We start from the raw sequence: 18,265 nt of genomic DNA, 5'->3' as shown, positions 1-18,265 counted from the left end.
CCGATCGCTGCGGTTGCCGCGACCACTTCTGCGTGTTCGGTCGAGAGTATCGATAACAAATCGATACAAATGCGGCTCACCGCGTTACGGCTGTAACGGGTGCGTGCTCGGCCTGTATGGTTCGCCGCAGGTGCAGAATGCGATGGCGCTCTGCTCACCGTCCCATCTGCTTCGGGTCGTAATAAAACCGCTCCTCGATCAACTCGTCGCCGCGCCAGGTCTGCCAGGCGATCTCCTCCAGCGTGCGCGTGACGCCTTCCGCGTTGGTGAAGCTGAAGATCCAGCGCGTCGCGACATGGTCGCCCTCGATCAGGCTCGGCCCGACGCGAACGGCGTTGACCTCTTTGAACGCCGCGAGCACGCCGCGCTCCTTCGCTGCCAGCTTGTCGCGTCCGACGGTCGGGGCGGCGTTGTTCTCATAGGTGGCGGCGTCGGGCGTGTAGAATTGTTCGATCGCACCGACGAAATCCCCGGCCTCCAGACGCTGCGCAAAGGCTTCCACGATCTCACGGCTCGGCATGACGGACCTTTCGATTAAAACCGACTTTGGGTCGGTAAATACCGACTGATAGTCGAAAAGTCAACTGGCCGCGTGAGACGAATTGGATTAGAGCGTGATGACGTTAGGTTAGGTCGCGGCCGCGACGAAGGCTCGGCTCCCTCTCCCGCTTGCGGGGGAGGGAACGGAAAGAGCGTCGTTCGTGGCCGAACTCGCTTCGATCTCAACTCATCACGCTATAGACAAAACGACATGGCGAAACAGGCGGAGCGGCGGGCGGCGACAACGGAAGCGATCCTGACGGCGGCGCGCCGGCTGTTCGGGACGCAGGGCTTCGCGGCCACCACGATGGACGAGATCGCGGAGGCCGCCGATGTCGCCAAGGGCGCGGTCTATCATCACTTCAAGACCAAGGAAGCGGTGTTCGAAGCGGTGTTCGATCTCGTCTCGCGCGATCTCGTGGTCGAGATCGACAGCGCCGCGCGGGCCGAGAAAGACGTGCTGGCCGCGATGGTCGCCGGCACCCAGCATTATTTTGCCGCCACTGCCAAAGGCCCGACCGGCCAGATCATCCTGCGCGACGGACCGGCCGTGCTCGGCTGGGAGCGCTGGCGCGAGATCGATTCGAAACATTTCGGCGGCAAGATGCCGCGTGCGCTGTCGGTGGCGATGGAGGCCGGCCTGATCGCGAAGCAGCCGGTCGAGCCGCTGGCGCGGCTGCTGCTTGGTGCGGTGACGGAGGCCGCGGTCGCCTGCGCCGGGCGCGCCGATATCGCAAGGGCAGGCGCGGAATACGCCCGTGCGTTCAAGTCGCTGGTCGAGGCGCTGCGTGTCGCTGCATGATTGTGCTAGTGACGAACCGGAAACGCCCACACCAACAAGAAGAACAGTAGCGCATGAACGCAAATTCCGCCCCCACACCGTCAGATCCTGAATTCGACTACATCATCGTTGGCGCCGGGTCCGCCGGCTGCGTGCTCGCCAATAGGCTGTCGGCGAACGGCAAGCACAGCGTATTGCTGCTGGAGGCCGGCCCAAAGGATTCCAACATCTGGATCCACGTGCCGCTCGGCTACGGCAAGCTGTTCAAGGAAAAGACCGTCAACTGGATGTACCAGACCGAGCCGGAGCCCGAGCTGAAGGGACGCCAGGTGTTCCAGCCGCGTGGAAAAACGCTGGGTGGATCGAGCTCGATCAACGGCCTGCTCTACGTGCGCGGCCAGCACGAGGACTACGATCGCTGGCGCCAGCACGGCAATGCCGGCTGGGGTTATGACGACGTGTTGCCCTATTTCAAGAAGGCCGAGAACCAGACGCGCGGCGCCGACCGATATCACGGCAGCGGCGGGCCGCTGCCGGTGTCCAACATGGTCGTGACCGATCCGCTGTCGAAAGGTTTTATCGACGCCGCGGTCGAGACCGGGCTGCCCTATAACCCCGATTTCAACGGCGCCACGCAGGAAGGTGTCGGCCTGTTCCAGACCACGACGCGCAACGGCCGCCGCGCCTCGACCGCGGTGGCCTATCTCGGCCCTGCGAAGGCGCGCGGCAATCTCAGGGTCGAGACCGAAGCGCTGGGCCAGCGCGTGCTGTTCGAGGGGCGCCGAGCGGTCGGCGTCGAATACCGGCAAGGGGCAAATGTGCGCCGTGCGCGGGCGCGGCGGGAGATCGTGCTGTCGAGTGGCGCCTACAACTCGCCGCAGCTCCTGCAGCTCTCCGGCGTCGGGCCCGCCGATCTCTTGCGCAAGCACGGCATCGACGTCGTGCTCGATGCACAAGGCGTTGGTCACGATCTCCAGGACCATATGCAGGTCCGCATCGTGATGCGCTGCTCGCAGAAGATCACGCTCAACGACACCGTCAACAATCCGCTCCGCCGCACGCTCGCCGGTGCGCGTTATGCGCTATTCCGGAAAGGCTGGCTGACCATCGCGGCCGGCACCGCGGGCGCGTTCTTCAAGACCAATCCGCGCCTTGCCTCGCCCGACATCCAGGTGCACTTCCTGCCGTTCTCGACCGACAAGATGGGCGAGCGGCTGCACGACTTTTCCGGCTTCACCGCGTCGGTGTGCCAGCTCCGTCCCGAGAGCCGCGGGTCACTGCGCATCCGCAGCGCGGACCCGACCGTGCCACCGGAAATCCGCATCAACTACATGTCGACCGAGACCGACCGCACCACCAACGTCGAAGGCCTCAAGATCCTGCGCAAGATCCTGAACGCGCCGGCGCTGAAGCCGTTCGTGGTCAGCGAGTACGATCCCGGAGCGAAGGTATCCACGGACGCCGAACTGCTGGATTATTGCCGCGAGCGCGGCAGCACCATCTACCATCCGACCTCGACCTGTCGTATGGGCAATGATGCGCTCGCGGTGGTCGACCAGCGGTTGAAGGTGAGGGGCCTCGAGGGCTTGCGCGTCGTCGACGGTTCGATCATGCCGGACCTCGTCTCGGGGAACACCAACGCGCCGATCATCATGATCGCGGAGAAGGCCTCCGATATGATATTGGAGGATGCGCGGTAAACCCGCGTCTTGAGAGGATTAGGACTTGGCTACGCGATTCAAGATCGGCACCCGCAAAAGCGTGATGGCGCTGGCACAGACGGAAGAGATTGCGCGCCGCCTGACCGCCGCCGTGCCCGATCTCGATGTCGAGATCGTCAAGTTCGACACCACCGGCGATCTCGACCAGACCAGCAAGCTCTTGCCGCATGGCGGCAAGGGCGGTGCCTTCGTGGCGCAGATCCGCGCCGCGGTGCTTGCGGGCGAATTGCAGGCGGCGATGCATTCGCTGAAGGACATGCCAGGGAATGAGGACACGCCCGGCCTCGTCATCGGCGCCACGCTGTCGCGCGATCCGCCCAGCGATGCGCTGGTGTTGCGCGCCGGCGTCACGCTGCAAGCGCTGCGCCAGTCGCGCGGCAAGGGTTTTAAAGTCGGCACCAACGCGGTGCGACGTGCGGCCTATGCGCGGCGGTTGTTTCCGGATGTCGAGGTGATTCATTTCCGCGGCGCCGCCGACACCCGCGTGCGAAAGCTCGACATTGGCGAGAAGCAGAAGCTTCCCGACGGCGGTGCGGTGGGGCCTGCCGACGCGCTGATCATGGCACGTTCGGGCCTCGATCGCGTTGGTCTTTCCGGCCGCATCGCCTACGAATTCACCGCGGCGGAGATGCTGCCCGCGGCAGGGCAGGGCATCGTCGCCGTCGAATGCGCCGCGCAGGATTGGCAAACGCGAAAAATCCTGTCAGCGATCGACGATGCTGCCGCGCATGCCTGCGCCGACGCCGAGCGCGAGGTGCTGTGGGTGCTGAACGGCCACTGCAATTCGCCGGTGGCGGGTTTTTCCACCATCGACGGCGATCAGATGTCGTTGACCGCCTCCGTGCTCGATCTCTCCGGCAACACCATCATCGAAGTCTCACGCGAAGGGCCGGCCAATCGCCCGCGTGAGCTTGGCCGTGCAGTGGGACTGGACCTGCTGTCGAAGGGGGCCGCCGAGATCATCGAGCGCAGCCGGCCGCGTTAGGGCGTGGCCGTGAACCCATAAACGCGAAATGCTCAATTTTGAATGAAGCGGCACCACTTCGTTGCGGGTCAAAATGCGAAGAGCTCAACCTGAGCAAATCTCGTTCGCCATTCCTCCGTAAGTGGACCTCGATGAGCTGCGCCGCTACTTCGCTGATGGGCCAACCGCCGACATCGCCAATCGGTTTCCAAGCGAGCCCGATCGCAATATGCTGCCGCAGGACAGCCCAGGAGCAAAAATGTCGAAGAAAAGTTTGTTGCTGGTCTGGGATCGGCCATGGCCTGGTCGATCGCGGCGCGGGCACAGCAATCGGCGACACCAGACATCAAGACGCCTGACACTGACCGGCCTGGGCTGTCGTCAATTCAAACTGGAGCGGGAATGAAGAGCAGCATCACGGTGCTGGCCGCCCATAACAACGCCATGTGGTGCGACGCAGTTTGCCGGGCGCATGATCATCCCGGCGAGTTTCATGAGGCGCTCTGGTTGACCCGGCTGGGGACGCCGCGCTTCTACCCTGACGCGGTGACGACAGCAGGCGTGGAAGCTGCACCAGCGCAGCTTGAGGTCATCGCTGACTTGATTGGTTCAAATCGACGGCGGGAGTGGTTCGTCAAGGACAGCTTCCATTGCCTGCACCTGGAGTCGCTTGGCTTTGAGACATTGTTCGATGCCGAATGGATCACGATGAGTGGCGCGGCCGGACGGAGAACATCACGAACAGGATTGTTCTCGCCGCCCCAATCATCGAGACATCCGGGCAGCAACGTCGTCTGGTGGCGATCCACCCCTTGAACGAAACCCTGCATTGCTTCCCCCGCCGATTCAGTACGAGAATCATAGCATCGACAGGGTTTTCTCACAGCCTGGACCCTAAGCGGACTTGTGCCATTTGCGTCTTTATTGATAATCTCCATTATTTCGCCGAGTGGAGAACCGAACGATGTTCGATATCTCGCGTCGAGAACTGACATTGGGCGCAGCGGGTGCTTGTGCCGCATTCGGACTGGATAAGCCGGTCGGATTTGTCGATGCGGCTTACGCTCAACAATCTGCTTCACAACTATTCCGCAAGTATCAAGTTGGCGATATCGAAGTTTTCGCGTTGGTCGACGGTGCGCGAAACGTTCCGCTTCGAGACGGCTTGGTAAAGAATGTCGAGTTTGAAAAGGTAAAGGCTGTAATGCGGGGCGCGGGCTTCCCCGAAAATCAAGCGCCCCTGCGGTTTATTGTTATGGCACTCAAGGTTCGTGATCAGGTCGTGCTGATCGACGCGGGCACAGGTGGCCACCCCATTTATGGCGACGGCAATGGCAGGCTGTTCGAGAGCATGTCGGCGGCCGGCCTCGACCCCAAGGCAGTCAAGACGATCCTGATCTCGCATCTGCATGGTGACCATATCTATGGTCTCATGAACAATGAGAGCAATGCGCAGGTTTTCCCGGATGCTGACATCGTGGTGCCGGCAGCCGAATTAAAATGGTGGACGCAGCCGGGGGTGGAGCAGATCGATTTAGGACCAAGCCGCAAAGGTCTTGCCCAGCGTATCAAAGTGACGGTAGCTTCTTGGAAGAACGTGAGAACATTCGAGGGAGAGCCGGAACTGTTGCCGGGTGTCCAAGCAGTTCAGGTGCCCGGCCATAGCCCGGGAATGGTCGCCCATTTGGTAGCGTCCGGCAGCAAGCAATTCTTGATTACGGCTGACGTGGTCAACCTTGCGCCCCACATTGCAACAAATCCCGAGTGGCAGCTTGCAATCGATCAAGACCCGCAAATGGCCGTCGAAACCCGAAAGAAGGTCTTCGACCGCGCGGTCGCTGACAAATTAATCGTTTCGGGTACGCATTGGTTGATGCCAAACGCCGGCACGCTGACGAAAGATGGCAACAGTTACGCTTTCGTGGCGGAAGGTTAGCACCTGCATTCGGAGTACCGCTATGACCCGTGGCTGACCTCAGCCCTCAGCGTGGCGATATCCGCTTCCGGGAGATAACCCGACCAAGGATATGCGGGCTGACGAGGGCGGCCTTTGACCCAACGCGGAAATCCGTCGTTCATAAGCCGAGATTTCTTATACTCTGCTTCAGCTCTACAGGGCGGATCAGAGTTGGGGCAAAGCCACGGGGTATACCAATGAAGCACCGTAGTGTTTTCGGTACGTGCATTGCTGCGGTTTTGGGGCTGACGCTGCATGCGAACACCGCCGCTAGTCAGGGGCCGTCGCTGAAGCAAGCACTCGTGGGAACGTGGATCGTGATCTCTTGGGAGCAGAAGAAAAACGATGGCACCACCTTGCGGCAGTTCGGAGAGAGCCCAACGGGCATGGCCATTTTTGATGCCAGCGGGAGATACATCATAACGGTCATGTGTTCAGACCGCGCCAACTACACAAGCAATACGCTCTGGCTGGGTACTGCGGACGAAAACAAGGCAACAGCTAACGGGACCCAGACCTACTTCGGGACGTACTCGATGAACGAGGCAGACCGCAGCATCGCAATCCATATTGAAGGCAGTTCCTTTCCGAATTGGAATGGTGCTAACCAGAAGCGCTTCGTAGCGATAACGGAAGATCAGCTCACGCTAACCATTCGACCACCGAGCGGCGAGACCGTCGACGTAGTTTGGAAGCGGGCGAAATGACCACTAACGGTCGCCCCGGCTTATGGCCCGTTGTCAACCTCCGGCCGCAGAGCCGCAATGTCTGCTTCCCGGAAATGAGCCGACCATGGTGAAGAGCCTGCCAAAGGCAGCTTGTGACCCCAAGCGGACATGCCGTCCCTTATTTCGGTCCCAATAACTTGGTTGAACGTGAGCTTTGTTTCAACGTCTTAGAGGCATCCATGAGAGTAGCTATTTTGATCTCGCTTCTGGCGTTGTCGCCTCAGCTATTCGCTCAAACTCATGACGAGAAGCAGCCATCCGGTTCCGACTTTCGAGCTTGTGTTCGGTTGCACGCACCTGATGCGCAAGCAGCGGGGGTTCGGACAGCCGAGGACGCTGCGCGCTATGCTTTGAAAGCGTGTATGCCCGTGTTTGGGATTTTCTTAGATACAAACGCTTCTTCGAAAGTCGAAATCCTAGAGCAAGCGCCACCTCCCGGAAGCTATCGCGTGATCCTCAGGGAGGAGTGGAATTTTGTTGAGTGGGGAAACAGGCGATAGCGTCGACCCGGCGACCGTTCCAGCCAACGTCGCCTTCTGGCCCATCTGCGAAGTTGCAGCGCGTCTGACGGAGGTCTGCTCATCGTGGCAGAGCGGACCAGATTTGCTCAACCTGAATTCTTCGCATTTGACCCATCTCGGAACATACGGACGAACAGCGAATCGCTGCTAGCTAGGGACAATATTGCCCTCGCTTTATTTCCGTTTGAGCGTAGTGTCGGATGATTAACGGCAGACCACCGGCGCCGCTGACCGAGAGTTTTGCGCTCCCGCCATAATCGAGGGAGCGCGATATGCCGCATAAAGAAAACTTACTTCTCGCCTCGCTTTCGCCGAGCGATCTGGCTGCCCTTCAACCCTGCCTAAAGCTCGTGGATCTTGAACAGGAGCAGGTGTTGTTCGAGGCGGGCGATAGCATCGACGCGACCTATTTTCCGACTAGCGCGGTCATCTCCATCGTGGTCACGCTATCGAGTGGCCAAGTCGTGGAGGCCGCGATGGTTGGCCGAGACGGAGTAATTGGCGCATCGGCGGCGCTCGATGGCCGGAAGTCACTAAGTCGGGCGGTGATCCAGCTGAGCGGTAGGGCAATGGTTTGCAGCTTGGCGGAGCTCAGGAGTGCGGCCATGCGGAGCCAAGCGCTCCTTTCACTGCTGATCAGACACGAGCAAACCCTGTACGCTCAGGCGCAGCAATCCACCGCCTGCATGGCAGCGCATCATGTGAACGCCCGCCTGTGCCGCTGGCTGCTCAGGTCAAGAGACCTTTCACAAAGCGATACGCTGTTATTCACGCAAGAGTTCTTAGCGGAGATGCTAGGTGTCAAGCGAACAAGCGTGACGGTCGTGGCGCATACGCTTCAGCAGGCGGGAATCATCAAATACACCAGAGGAAAGATCCTGATAACCAACCTTCAGGCCCTGCAGGATGCAGCCTGCGAATGCTACGAGACCGTGAAATCGCAGTACCAGGGCTTGCTCGGGTGACAGCTGGGGCGGAAAATCAAATTCCGCCGTGGGCCATCTATCCGCGCTTACTTCAGGAAAGTACGACATTCTCATTTCGGTGGTTGAAGTCCTGGTGACGACAGCCACTCGTTTATGTGTTTGGCAACATTCATGAGGCGAGCTCTGCGTAGGAGCGCGTCGCGCGCCGGACTTGGTGGCAGCAGCCTCGCACGATCCTCTAGATCTTTAGCTGCCTCGGATACTCGCTCATCAAAGGCGGGGCGGCTTGCCCGCTCTTCATTCGAGAGCCGCTTTCGGATCATCGACACGCTATACCTCCTCAGCTGGACCGCCCTTCGTCGGTTCCCGAAGTCAAACTACAATCGGGCACTTTGCGTTTCAATCTGAATCCAAAAATCAGGAGCGAACCCCGTAAAAACCTGACAATGTCAGGAACCCGACATAGCAGCGCGAGTTGAATGTACTTGATCTTCGCGAGCCGATCTCAAGGGCCTTCCTCCGTATCGAATGTTATTGTTTGAGCCGAGGGACTGATCAAAAACCCACAACGTAAGTACCCTTGGAGGCTGTCATGGATGGCTCTCGAAGTGAACGCGCACGCGCGCGCGCGCGAAACCTTTTGGCACAAATCGCCCCCTTACCGGATGATTCTGAAGTCCAGCGCTTGCGCGAACTATCGATGGACTACATTCGCGAGGCCGAGAGACTCGAACTAAACCGCGTCACCCCGCGAGAGACCGGCGAACAAATCTCCGAAGCTCTGGATGCGATAGCCCGCGGCTTTTTTGCTCGCTTTCTTCAAGACAAGCGAAGAGATTAGTCCATCGACCGTGACAATCTCGCGCGGCCACAACTAGATTTTCGCGGATCTCGGCAAGTCGTGTCTTTGAACTTTCCGAAGCAAACATCGGCGATCGGATTGCGTTGGTTTTGGTGCGCCGCATGAGTCCGATTGTGGCCCTTCGGCGAAATCGCGACACCGCTCGACGAGGTCCGCTTATTGAGGCATGGCGGACGAGATTTGCTCTGGTTGAGTTCTTCGCGTTTTGACCCATAACCGACTTTGAATTTACAGCGCTCGAATGTCCGTTACTGGCGCTTTCGGATCTGTGTGTCGGCTAATGCTGGCCCCACTTTGCCGCCGCGCGAAATCGACGAACGCCTTGAACCCGGCGGTCGGGTTGCGTCGGCTCGGATAGTAGAGGCTCAACGGCGACCGAATGGGCGTCCAATCCTCGAGCACGGGCACAAGGCGACCTGCCTCCATGTCGTCTCGCACGTCGGACTCCATCGCCAAGGTGAGACCGACGGAAGCGAGGGCCGCGGTGCGCGCGAGGCTCGCTTCGTCGAGGGTGATGGGACCCTCAACGTCGATATGGACCGATTGTCCGTCCTTCTCGAACGGCCAGCGGTAGATTGCACCATCGGGAAGCCGGACGCGGAGACAGGAATGCTCGGCGAGATCCTGGGGGATCAGGGGCGTCCCGTGCGCTTTCAAATAGCTCGGTGTTCCCACCACAACACTGCGCCGCGCGACCCCCAATGGGAGTGCGATCATGTCGACTGGCACAAGATCTGAGCTACGGACGCCGAGGTCGAAGCCGCCCGCGACAATGTCCACTAAGCGCCCCTCTGTGACGATGTCGATGTGAACCTGAGGGTGCGCTCGGAGAAACGGTAGGACAAGCCACGAGAAGATTTCCCGCGCCGCTGTCGGAAACGCATTGATGCGCAGTGTGCCCGAAGGCGTGGCTTGTTGAGAGCGCGCAACCTCCATCGCCTCATGAATGTCCTGCACGGCAGGAGCGACTTGTGCGACGAACCGCTGACCTGCCTCTGTCAAGGAGACGCTTCGCGTCGTCCGGTTGAAGAGCCGGACGCCGAGCGTGCGCTCCAGCTTTCCGACCGCGTTGCTGAGCGCGGTCGTTGAAACCCCGAGCTCAAGCGCAGCCGTGCGAAACTTGCCCCGGCGGGCGACCATGAGCACTGCGTCCAATTCGTTCAGGCTACTCTGCGACATTGTCCCGATTTTCGTGATGGCACATCCCGAATTGTCCCGATTATCGCGCCAGATGTCCATCGCTATCTTGGCTGGCAACCGAACTTGCAGCCGCCGCGGCTGCGACCGCAGCAAGCAGGACAAGAACAATGACGCTCGAACTTCCATCCCCGATCGCCGCGTATGTGGCCGCGAACGCCCGTCTGGATGTTGACGGCATGCTGACACCCTTCGCAGCCGACGCCATCCTTCGCGATAACGGCGCCGTTCTTCGGGGGCACGCCGAAATAAAGCATTTGCTTGAAGAGGCGGTGGTCGGGGCGAAGGCGATTTTCACGCCGGACACCGTCCGGCACGAAGACGGCCAGGTCGTCGTCGAAGGTCCCGGCCATGGCGACTTCAAGGGCAGCCCGATCCGCTTCACCTACCGCTTCACGCTGGAAGACGACGCCATCAAGGCCCTGGAGATCACGGCATGACCATCAAGGCTGATCCGACCGAGTTCGCGGGCAAGTGCGTGCTCATCAGCGGTGGCACCAAAGGTCTGGGCCGTGCCACCGTCGACCGCTTCCTCGCCGGCGGCGCCCGGGTGATCACCGCCGCCCGCGGAGCGATGGAGCCTGTCGACGGTGTCGAGTTCGTCCAGGCGGACCTGACAACTCCCGAGGGTGGGGAAACGCTGGCCAAGGCGGCGCTCGAGCGTATGGGCGGCGTAGACATCCTGGCCCACGTCATCGGCGGTTCGTCCACGCCCGGCGGCGGCTTTGTGGCCCTGACGGACGACCACTGGCTCTCCGAACTAAACCTGAACCTGCTGGCCACGGTCCGCCTCGACCGCCTCCTGATTCCGCAGATGATTGAACGGGGCGCGGGCGCGGTGGTGCACGTCACCTCCATCCAGTCGGTCCTGCCTCTGCCCGAGGCGACTACCGCCTACGCCGCTGCCAAGGCCGCGCTTAGAACCTACAGCAAGTCGATCTCCAAGGAGCTGGGACCGAAGAACGTGCGGGTCAACGTCGTCTCCCCCGGCTGGATCATGACCGAGTCCTCCGTCGACCTGCTGAAGCGCATTCAGGCCGCCAATGGCGGTACGATCGAGCAGGCGCGGCAAGTCGTCCTCGACAGTCTGGGCGGGATTTCCATCGGGCGTGCGGCCGAACCTTATGAGGTCGCCGACGTCATCGCCTACTTGGCCTCGGATCGCGCCGCCTCGATCCACGGCTCTGAGTTTGTTATCGACGGCGGCACCGTCCCGACCGTCTGATCAAAGGGACTCGTTCACGCTTGGCCGAGTTGGCCTAGCGTGAACAGACGCATGCCATGGCCTGATTGTCCCAACGCTGCTCTCCGACCTTAGAACGACTGTCCGCTGCTGGCCGATTGTGTTGCAAAAGTCGAAAGTTGCAGGGCTCAAGACTTTTCGCGAAAACATTGCGCAGCGATCGACCGCTGACTCGTATGACCTCGATCGTGTTACCGAAGTCGCCTGAGAATTTTGCGTGAGGCCGTGAGGTCCCTCGCATCTTGTACGCGAAAGTCGCGCCCACGGCCCGCAGAATTTTGGTCATCGGCGAAAAACGACTTTTGCAACAATATCGGCCCATCAGCGAAGTAGCAGCGCACTTCGTTGAGGTCCGCTCATTGGGGCACGGCGGACTAGATTTGCTCAGGTTGAGTTCTTCGCATTTTGACCAGATGCAGATAACGGCAATGAGCGGCACCTTATGTGCGGCTCCTCGTGCGAAGACCTGCTCGCAACTAGGCAGGGCCACCATCGGTCACACTGCTCACCAACATACGTTCACTGGCCTGAGCCGCCAACCCCACCCGGTCCAGACCCGACGCCATCGCGTGCATCCGCCATACGCCGCGTAACTCCAACCGGGCGCTCCCCAGCCGGGTCCCCAGCCAGGTCCTCCCCACCCCCAGCCAGGTCCCCATGCGGCCGCGCTGGCGAGCCCGAGGCCGATACCTATTCCTACTGGTGCACCCCAGCCACCGCCGCGCCAACCGGCCCCCCAACCGCCGCCATGCCAACCGCCGCCGTGCCATCCACCGTGAAAGCCACGTTGGGCGGACACTCCAGTAGGAGCCAAGGCAAGCACGGCTGCGACACTGAGAGCGAGAAACGCCTTCTTGATCATGACAACCTCCAGTTCGAGTTGTGCCGCATAAACGCTGCGCGACCCGTTTGGTTCTTATGGTGTCAATCACCGGGACGAGACTAGTCAGCTCGGTCGGCTGAAGACCTGCTCTGCGGCAAGTAGTAACAGCCGAGCCTGCACCCATTTGCTTGCTCGCGGGTCGTCAGCTGGGCTGGCAATGCTATCGCGATTGGCTCCGACACGCATGCCCCCTCGGTCAGTCGGGGCTGTCTGGCGCCCGCCATTCCTTCATGACCCGGGTTGTAACTTTTCCGTTTCATAGCCGTTACGGGAATGCAAGGATGGAGCCATCGGGGAATGCCGGAATTTGAGATAAATGTTTGCTTCTCCACGCCGGGCAGGTCATGGCACGAGGATACATCTCGCGCCGTAACTATAGTGGCATCTGCACCCAACGGGGTCGAGGCAGTCATCGCGGTGCTTAGGGATCTCCAATACGATGACCAAGCGGAACTGGTTCACTTCATCCATGTCGGTCTGGCAAGGGAAAAGCGCCGCAAAGGATGACCCCGCTCCGCGTGGTTGACCAACGACGCAATGCGGGTGCGGGTCCGCTGCTGGGTCACAAGTTGACCTCAGCAGCTTGATCAGCCGAGGTCGGTTCATCACTTGGGAGCGGACACTGGGCCGCATCACCGGTAGTCGCCAAAGGGTGCCACGAAGAAGCCCGCGTTTCTTTGGAACGCTGCATCATGGCAATTATTGAACAGGCGGGCAAACTCCCTGGAGCGAAGAAGGCGATGCGTTCGATTTTAGCCTTGAGCGTTTTGATAAGCCTGTGCGGGTTCGCGAACGCGGCAACTGTGAACCATGGGCACCGCCGGCACGCGGTGCTTCATCCCCATCACATGTACCCATCGGGTCGAGCCTCGGGTTTTGCCTATGCGCCGCGTCAACACTACCGGTCCGCACCATATTACCAAGGCTACAGCGAACCATATTATGGTGCTTCGCAGGGCTACGCGCCTGGCGAAAAGGAGCGATTTCTCGAAAGTGTACTCAGCCCTTATTAGTTGAGACCGCGCAATGATCCCTTGATCTCCCGCTCCGTCAACCGAGCCGTTGCCGCCCCATCAGCCTGCGCACTCAAGCGCGGCCGAGGAAACCAGGAATCCAGGACGCGGCCGGTCGGAATGGTTGCAAATCCCTCGCCTTTCGCACCGCGCTGCGCCATCGTCATTGAATCGCTCGCGCCTTGATCCACCGAACTGTCTAAGAAATGTCGCGGACGCTGACCAGGCCAGCTCGGTCCCAAAGCGATCTTCGGTCGATGGTCGCGCCACGCATGAGGAACGACTTCCGTTCAACCTCTTGCTCCAGATTTTTCACGATCGGCGGGATCATGCCATCGTGCGCCTGTTTTGCCCGACGTGTCAAACGTCGGTGCGACAGGCGCTCAACCTGCGCGTCGCGAAACTCTTCAATGATTTGTACTGTGCATGGGGTTGTTTTTGCGATTTTGGTTTCCGCCTCTCGAGGGGCGAAAGTTTTTCACCCCCTCGCGCGCTTCAGCATCTGTTCGACATGGGCGATCGGCGTCTCCGGCTGGATGCCGTGGCCGAGATTGAAGATGAAGCGCCCTTGCGCAAAATTCGTCAGCACATTGTCGACCGCGCGGTCGAGTGCCGAGCCGCCCGTGATCAGCACCAGCGGATCCAGATTGCCCTGCACTGCGACTTTGCTCTGCACGCGCTCGCGGACGAAGGCGGGCTCCGCGGTCCAGTCGATGCTGACCGCGTTGACGCCGGTCGCCTCGACATAGCCCGGCAATTGTGCGCCGGCGCCGCGGGGGAAGCCGATGATCCTGGCGTCCGGCACCTTGGCGCGCACGCCTTCGACGATGCGCCGGGTCGGCTCGGTCGACCAGCGCACGAACTCTGCCGGCGGCAATACGCCGGCCCAGGTGTCGAAGATCTGCAAGGCGTTGGCGCCGGCGTCGAGCTGCGCCAGCAGATATTGGATCGAGCTCTCGACCAGGACGTCGATGATTTTCGCAAAGGCCTCCGGATGCCGGTAGGCCATCATCCGCGCCGGCGCCTGGTCCGGCGTGCCATGGCCCGCAACCATATAGGTCGCGACCGTCCACGGCGCGCCGCAGAATCCGATCAGCGCCATCTTCGGATCGAGCGCGCCGCGCACGATCTTGAGCGCCTCGAACACCGGTGTGAGCTTGCCGAGGTCGGCCTGCGCGGCGAGCGTTGCGACCTTGGCCGGATCGTCCAGCGGCTCGAGCCGCGGCCCTTCACCGACCTCGAAGCGCACGGAGCGACCGAGCGCGTAGGGGATCACCAGAATGTCGGAGAAGATGATCGCCGCATCGAAGCCGAACCGGCGGATCGGTTGCAGCGTGACTTCGGCGGCAAGCTCCGGATTGAAGCAGAGATCGAGGAAGCCGCCGGCCTTGGCGCGTACCTCGCGATATTCCGGCAAGTATCGGCCGGCCTGCCGCATCATCCATAGTGGCGGGACGGCTTGCCGCTGGCCGGAGAGCACGTCGATGAAGGGCTTGGTCGCAGACTGGGGCACGAATGTTCCTGACGCAGAGTTGAGGTTCCTGATACACCGCAATGGGCAGAAGCGGAACAGGGGAACCAGCGCAATTGCGCCGCGTTGACCCGGCCAATGGAGGAGGAATCCATGGCTCAGACATTCAATCCCGCGCCGCATGACAAGCACGCCGACAATCTGCACGAGGCGCTCGCGGCCGACCGCCACGCCAAGCTCGATACCGGGTTGGAAGATACCTTCCCGGCCTCCGATCCCGTGAGCGTCACGCAGCCGACGCCATCGAAGGCCGATGCCGATGCCGACAATCCCTCGCTCTGGGCCAAGGTCAAGTCGATCTTCAGCTAGCGGCCACCGGTTTCCGATAGGTTTGATAAGACCTTGTTAGTGATCTGCGGAAGCCCCGGTCCGTAGGAGTACGGGAAAACCCGTAGATGAATGCGAATTCCCGCAGGCACTTCAGGGTTCAATAACAGAAGCGGCAGAAGTTCCGGTCATCGGAGATTTCTGCCGCATGAACGTCGCCTCACAGAGAGCCGGATGGAGCCGCTTGCCGTTGCGCGCAGCGGCTTTTGTCGTGCTCACTTGCGTGGCGATCCTCGGCGTCAGCGGCTGGCGTGAATGGGCCGCGCGGGACGCGGTGCTCAAGGGCGCCGAAACCGAGATGGCAAACGTCGCCCGCTCGTTGACTCAGCATGCCGAGGACAGCCTTGATCTGCTCGACTCCGGCGTCGTCGGCGTCGTCAGCCGGCTGGAGATGGATGGCGCCGATCCCGCCACGATCGCGAAGCTGCGCAACCTCCTGGAGGCGCGCAAGAAGGCGATGGAGCGCGTCCACAGCCTCGCCATCATCGACGACCAGGGTAACTGGCTGACCTCGCCGGGCGCGATCGCCTCGACGCTCAGCGACGACACGTTCTTCCGTCACCACCAGCTCTCGCCCAAGCGCGAGGCCTATGTCGGCCGTCCCGTGAAGAGCCTCGTCGACGGCGAATGGGTTGTCACCCTGTCGCGCCGCTTCAACAAGCCCGACGGCAGCTTCGGCGGCGTGGTGCTCGCGGCCATCGCCTCTAGATATCTGTCGCACTTCTACGAGCAGTTCGAGATCGGCCGCAACAGCTCCGTGACGCTGATGTACGGCGACGGCATGATCATCGCGCGCAACCCGAACAACGAGAAGTTCGTCGGCCGCAATGTCGGCGACACCCCCCTGTTCCGCGACGCCAGCCTGCAACGGCCGAACGGCGCCTATCATTTCAAGTCGCCGCTGGACGGCGCCGAGCGCGTCAGCTTTTTCAAGCGCTCTGGCCGCTACCCGCTCGTGCTGCTCGCAACGGTCGACAAGGACGAGCTGCTCGCGCCGTGGCGGGCTGCTGCGATTTCCCGCATGCTGTACGTGGTCGCGCTGGTGATGCTGATCGCGGTGATCGGTGCGGTGCTGGTGCGCCAGTTGCAGCGCGGCCAGCGCATGGCCGCGGCCCTGATCGAGAAGGAGGCGCATTTCCGCCTGCTCGCGGAAGGCTCCAGCGACATGGTCACGCGCATCGGGCTCGACGAGCGGCTGCGCTACGTCTCGCCGTCATGCAACCGCGTCGTCGGCTGGCGACCCAATCAGCTCATCGGTACCGATGCGCTTGCCGGAATCCATCCGGAGGACCGGCCGCAGGTGCAGGCCATCGTCGACGCCATGAAGCGCGGCGATACGGACGAAGCGCGCGTCACCTATCGCAACGTGCACCGGCAGAAGTCCGAGGTCTGGCTGGAATCGACCATGCGCGTCACGCGCAAGGATAACGGCAATGTCGACGGTGTGGTCGCGATCTCGCGCGACATCACCGAGCAGAAGAAGCTGGAGACCCGGCTCGAAACGCTCGCGATCGAGGACAGCCTCACCGGGCTTGCCAACCGCCGCCGCTTCGATGAGCGGCTCAAGGAGGAATGGGCGCGGGCCTATCGCGACCGCTCCAGCCTCGGCCTCCTGATGATCGACGTCGATCACTTCAAGTCCTACAACGACGAGTACGGCCATCCCTCCGGCGACGCCTGCTTGCGCGTGGTCGCCAAAATCATCGCGGCCGAGATGCAGCGGGTCGGGGATCTCGCGGCCCGCTATGGCGGCGAGGAATTCGCCATGCTGCTGCCGAACACCGATGCCGCCGGCTGTGCCCGGATCGGCGAGCGGATCCGCAGCGCCGTCCACGATGCAGGCCTCGTTCATGCCTCCAGTGGGGTGGCGGCATGCGTCACCGTCTCGATCGGCGGCGCGGCCTGCCGGCCCTCATTCGAGCGCACTGCGGGTGCGGGATCGCTGATCGAGTCCGCTGATCGCGCGCTCTACGCCGCCAAGGATGCCGGCCGCGATCGGCTGATGATGTCAGGCGAGGTGATGAACCTGCTGAAGGCGGCTGGTCAGTAATATCACTCAATAATGCGGCGGACGCTCATTGGTGGGGCCCGGCGCATTTGCCTCGGCCTCCTGCAGTCGCTCGTTGAGCTGCGCCAGCTGCCGCGTCAGCACATCGATCTGCTTCCACTGCGCGGTGACGGTTTGGTTCAGCGTCTCGATGGTGTCGTCCTGATAGGCAAGACGCGTCTCCAGCGTGTCGATGCGCTCGGCGAGCGCCTTGATGTCATTCGTCACGACCGTGCCCCAATTCTTGTTCGTGCAGGCCCCGTTCGCGCAATCCATGGCCGAGCGCCACGCGTTCGTCGAACACAAAACATTCGCCGCGCCAGCGGCTCTGCGCCTCCGGCACCTCTTCCAGATATTTCAGAATGCCGCCCTTGAGGTGATAGACCTCGGCAAAGCCGCGGGCCAGCAGATGCGCGCTCGCCTTCTCGCAGCGGATGCCGCCGGTGCAGAACATGGCGATGCGTCGGTGCTTCGCGGGGTCGAGCTTCTCGGCGGCGAAATCCTTGAACTGGCCAAAGCTCTTGATTCGGGGATCGACAGCGCCCTCGAACGTGCCCATCGCCACCTCGAAGGCGTTTCGGGTGTCGAGCACCAGCGTGTCGGGTGAGGCGATCAGCGCGTTCCATGCGGCGGCCTCGACATAGGTGCCGACCTGCCGGGTCGGATCGGCGGCCGCATCGCCAAGCGTGACGATCTCCTTCTTCAGCCGCACCTTGAGCCGGCCGAACGGCATCGCCTCGGCGGACGAGCATTTCAGTTCGAGATTGTTCAGCCGGCCGCCGAACATTGCCCCATGCGCGAGCTCGTGGGCGAAGGCGTCGATCGCCTCGGGTGCGCCTGCGATCGTGCCGTTGATGCCTTCGTGGGCCAGCAGCACGCTGCCCTTCAGTGCCAGCCCGGCGCAGAACGCGCGCAGCGGCTCGCGCAGCTCGCGGTAATCGGGCAGGGCGGCGAATTGGTAGAAGGCACAAACCTTGTAAATCATGCGCTCGTTTAGCAGGCGGCCGGCGCCCAGAAAACCCGC

18 protein-coding genes are annotated in these 18,265 nt (G+C 61.6%); 13 read left to right on the top strand and 5 right to left on the bottom strand.

Going from position 1 to position 18,265, the window contains the following annotated elements; genetic code table 11:
- Nucleotides 1-154: 154 nt before the first annotated feature.
- Complete coding sequence (locus tag K3F49_RS16220) at nucleotides 155-520, bottom strand: nuclear transport factor 2 family protein (protein WP_234681936.1); 366 nt, start codon at nucleotides 518-520, stop codon at nucleotides 155-157.
- Between the two features lie 231 nt (nucleotides 521-751).
- Here K3F49_RS16220 and K3F49_RS16215 point away from each other — a divergent pair, with 231 nt between their 5' ends.
- The 8 genes from K3F49_RS16215 to K3F49_RS16180 all read left to right on the top strand — a co-directional run bounded on the left by K3F49_RS16215 (nucleotide 752) and on the right by K3F49_RS16180 (nucleotide 8,979).
- Nucleotides 752-1,342: a TetR/AcrR family transcriptional regulator gene (locus K3F49_RS16215; RefSeq protein WP_234681935.1), complete on the top strand. Its 591-nt coding sequence runs from the start codon at nucleotides 752-754 to the stop codon at nucleotides 1,340-1,342.
- 53 nt (nucleotides 1,343-1,395) lie between these two features.
- Nucleotides 1,396-3,021, top strand: a complete 1,626-nt coding sequence (locus K3F49_RS16210) for a GMC family oxidoreductase (protein WP_234681934.1) — start codon at nucleotides 1,396-1,398, stop codon at nucleotides 3,019-3,021.
- 25 nt (nucleotides 3,022-3,046) lie between these two features.
- Nucleotides 3,047-4,027 (top strand): hydroxymethylbilane synthase, encoded by a 981-nt coding sequence (gene hemC, locus K3F49_RS16205; RefSeq protein WP_234681933.1) that lies wholly within the window; start codon nucleotides 3,047-3,049, stop codon nucleotides 4,025-4,027.
- Between the two features lie 381 nt (nucleotides 4,028-4,408).
- A complete protein-coding gene (locus tag K3F49_RS16200) occupies nucleotides 4,409-4,822 on the top strand; it encodes a hypothetical protein (RefSeq protein ID WP_234681932.1) in 414 nt (137 codons plus the stop codon).
- Nucleotides 4,823-4,970: 148 nt separating this feature from the next.
- Nucleotides 4,971-5,942 (top strand): MBL fold metallo-hydrolase, encoded by a 972-nt coding sequence (locus tag K3F49_RS16195; protein ID WP_234681931.1) that lies wholly within the window; start codon nucleotides 4,971-4,973, stop codon nucleotides 5,940-5,942.
- Nucleotides 5,943-6,160: 218 nt separating this feature from the next.
- The gene (locus tag K3F49_RS16190; RefSeq protein WP_234681930.1) at nucleotides 6,161-6,670 is read left to right on the top strand and encodes a lipocalin-like domain-containing protein; all 510 of its coding nucleotides are present in this window, start codon (nucleotides 6,161-6,163) and stop codon (nucleotides 6,668-6,670) included.
- Between the two features lie 814 nt (nucleotides 6,671-7,484).
- A complete protein-coding gene (locus tag K3F49_RS16185; RefSeq protein WP_234681929.1) occupies nucleotides 7,485-8,177 on the top strand; it encodes a Crp/Fnr family transcriptional regulator in 693 nt (230 codons plus the stop codon).
- 553 nt (nucleotides 8,178-8,730) lie between these two features.
- On the top strand, nucleotides 8,731-8,979 hold the full coding sequence (locus K3F49_RS16180; RefSeq protein ID WP_234681928.1) for a hypothetical protein: 249 nt from the start codon (nucleotides 8,731-8,733) through the stop codon (nucleotides 8,977-8,979).
- A 249-nt stretch (nucleotides 8,980-9,228) separates the two neighbouring features.
- On the opposite strand, the gene K3F49_RS16175 is transcribed toward K3F49_RS16180, so the two are convergent.
- On the bottom strand, nucleotides 9,229-10,179 hold the full coding sequence (locus tag K3F49_RS16175) for a LysR family transcriptional regulator (RefSeq protein WP_234682002.1): 951 nt from the start codon (nucleotides 10,177-10,179) through the stop codon (nucleotides 9,229-9,231).
- 128 nt (nucleotides 10,180-10,307) lie between these two features.
- Between K3F49_RS16175 and K3F49_RS16170 the strand changes: the two genes are divergently transcribed.
- The 3 genes from K3F49_RS16170 (at nucleotide 10,308) to K3F49_RS16155 (ending at nucleotide 13,336) form a co-directional block, all read left to right on the top strand.
- Nucleotides 10,308-10,637: a nuclear transport factor 2 family protein gene (locus tag K3F49_RS16170; RefSeq protein WP_084808638.1), complete on the top strand. Its 330-nt coding sequence runs from the start codon at nucleotides 10,308-10,310 to the stop codon at nucleotides 10,635-10,637.
- Nucleotides 10,634-11,422 (top strand): SDR family oxidoreductase, encoded by a 789-nt coding sequence (locus K3F49_RS16165; RefSeq protein ID WP_234681927.1) that lies wholly within the window; start codon nucleotides 10,634-10,636, stop codon nucleotides 11,420-11,422. The genes K3F49_RS16170 and K3F49_RS16165 overlap by 4 nt, the downstream gene beginning before the upstream one ends.
- 1,593 nt (nucleotides 11,423-13,015) lie before the next feature.
- Nucleotides 13,016-13,336: a hypothetical protein gene (locus K3F49_RS16155; protein WP_234681925.1), complete on the top strand. Its 321-nt coding sequence runs from the start codon at nucleotides 13,016-13,018 to the stop codon at nucleotides 13,334-13,336.
- 478 nt (nucleotides 13,337-13,814) lie between these two features.
- On the opposite strand, the gene hemE is transcribed toward K3F49_RS16155, so the two are convergent.
- Nucleotides 13,815-14,849: a uroporphyrinogen decarboxylase gene (hemE, locus tag K3F49_RS16150; protein ID WP_234681924.1), complete on the bottom strand. Its 1,035-nt coding sequence runs from the start codon at nucleotides 14,847-14,849 to the stop codon at nucleotides 13,815-13,817.
- Between the two features lie 111 nt (nucleotides 14,850-14,960).
- Here hemE and K3F49_RS16145 point away from each other — a divergent pair, with 111 nt between their 5' ends.
- Together K3F49_RS16145 and K3F49_RS16140 are read left to right on the top strand one after the other, a co-directional pair.
- Nucleotides 14,961-15,176 (top strand): hypothetical protein, encoded by a 216-nt coding sequence (locus K3F49_RS16145; RefSeq protein WP_234681923.1) that lies wholly within the window; start codon nucleotides 14,961-14,963, stop codon nucleotides 15,174-15,176.
- A gap of 166 nt (nucleotides 15,177-15,342) precedes the next feature.
- On the top strand, nucleotides 15,343-17,244 hold the full coding sequence (locus tag K3F49_RS16140; protein WP_234681922.1) for a diguanylate cyclase domain-containing protein: 1,902 nt from the start codon (nucleotides 15,343-15,345) through the stop codon (nucleotides 17,242-17,244).
- A 6-nt stretch (nucleotides 17,245-17,250) separates the two neighbouring features.
- On the opposite strand, the gene K3F49_RS16135 is transcribed toward K3F49_RS16140, so the two are convergent.
- Complete coding sequence (locus tag K3F49_RS16135) at nucleotides 17,251-17,469, bottom strand: SlyX family protein (RefSeq protein WP_234681921.1); 219 nt, start codon at nucleotides 17,467-17,469, stop codon at nucleotides 17,251-17,253.
- Nucleotides 17,459-18,226, bottom strand: a complete 768-nt coding sequence (trhO, locus tag K3F49_RS16130) for an oxygen-dependent tRNA uridine(34) hydroxylase TrhO (protein WP_234682001.1) — start codon at nucleotides 18,224-18,226, stop codon at nucleotides 17,459-17,461. Before trhO ends, K3F49_RS16135 begins: the two co-directional genes overlap by 11 nt.
- Nucleotides 18,227-18,265 lie beyond the last annotated feature (39 nt).

Origin of the sequence: Bradyrhizobium monzae (assembly GCF_021458635.1) — a bacterium.
GTDB lineage: Bacteria > Pseudomonadota > Alphaproteobacteria > Rhizobiales > Xanthobacteraceae > Bradyrhizobium.
The sequence above is the reverse complement of the archived record's forward strand: the minus strand, read 5'-3'. Positions and strand labels throughout refer to the sequence as shown.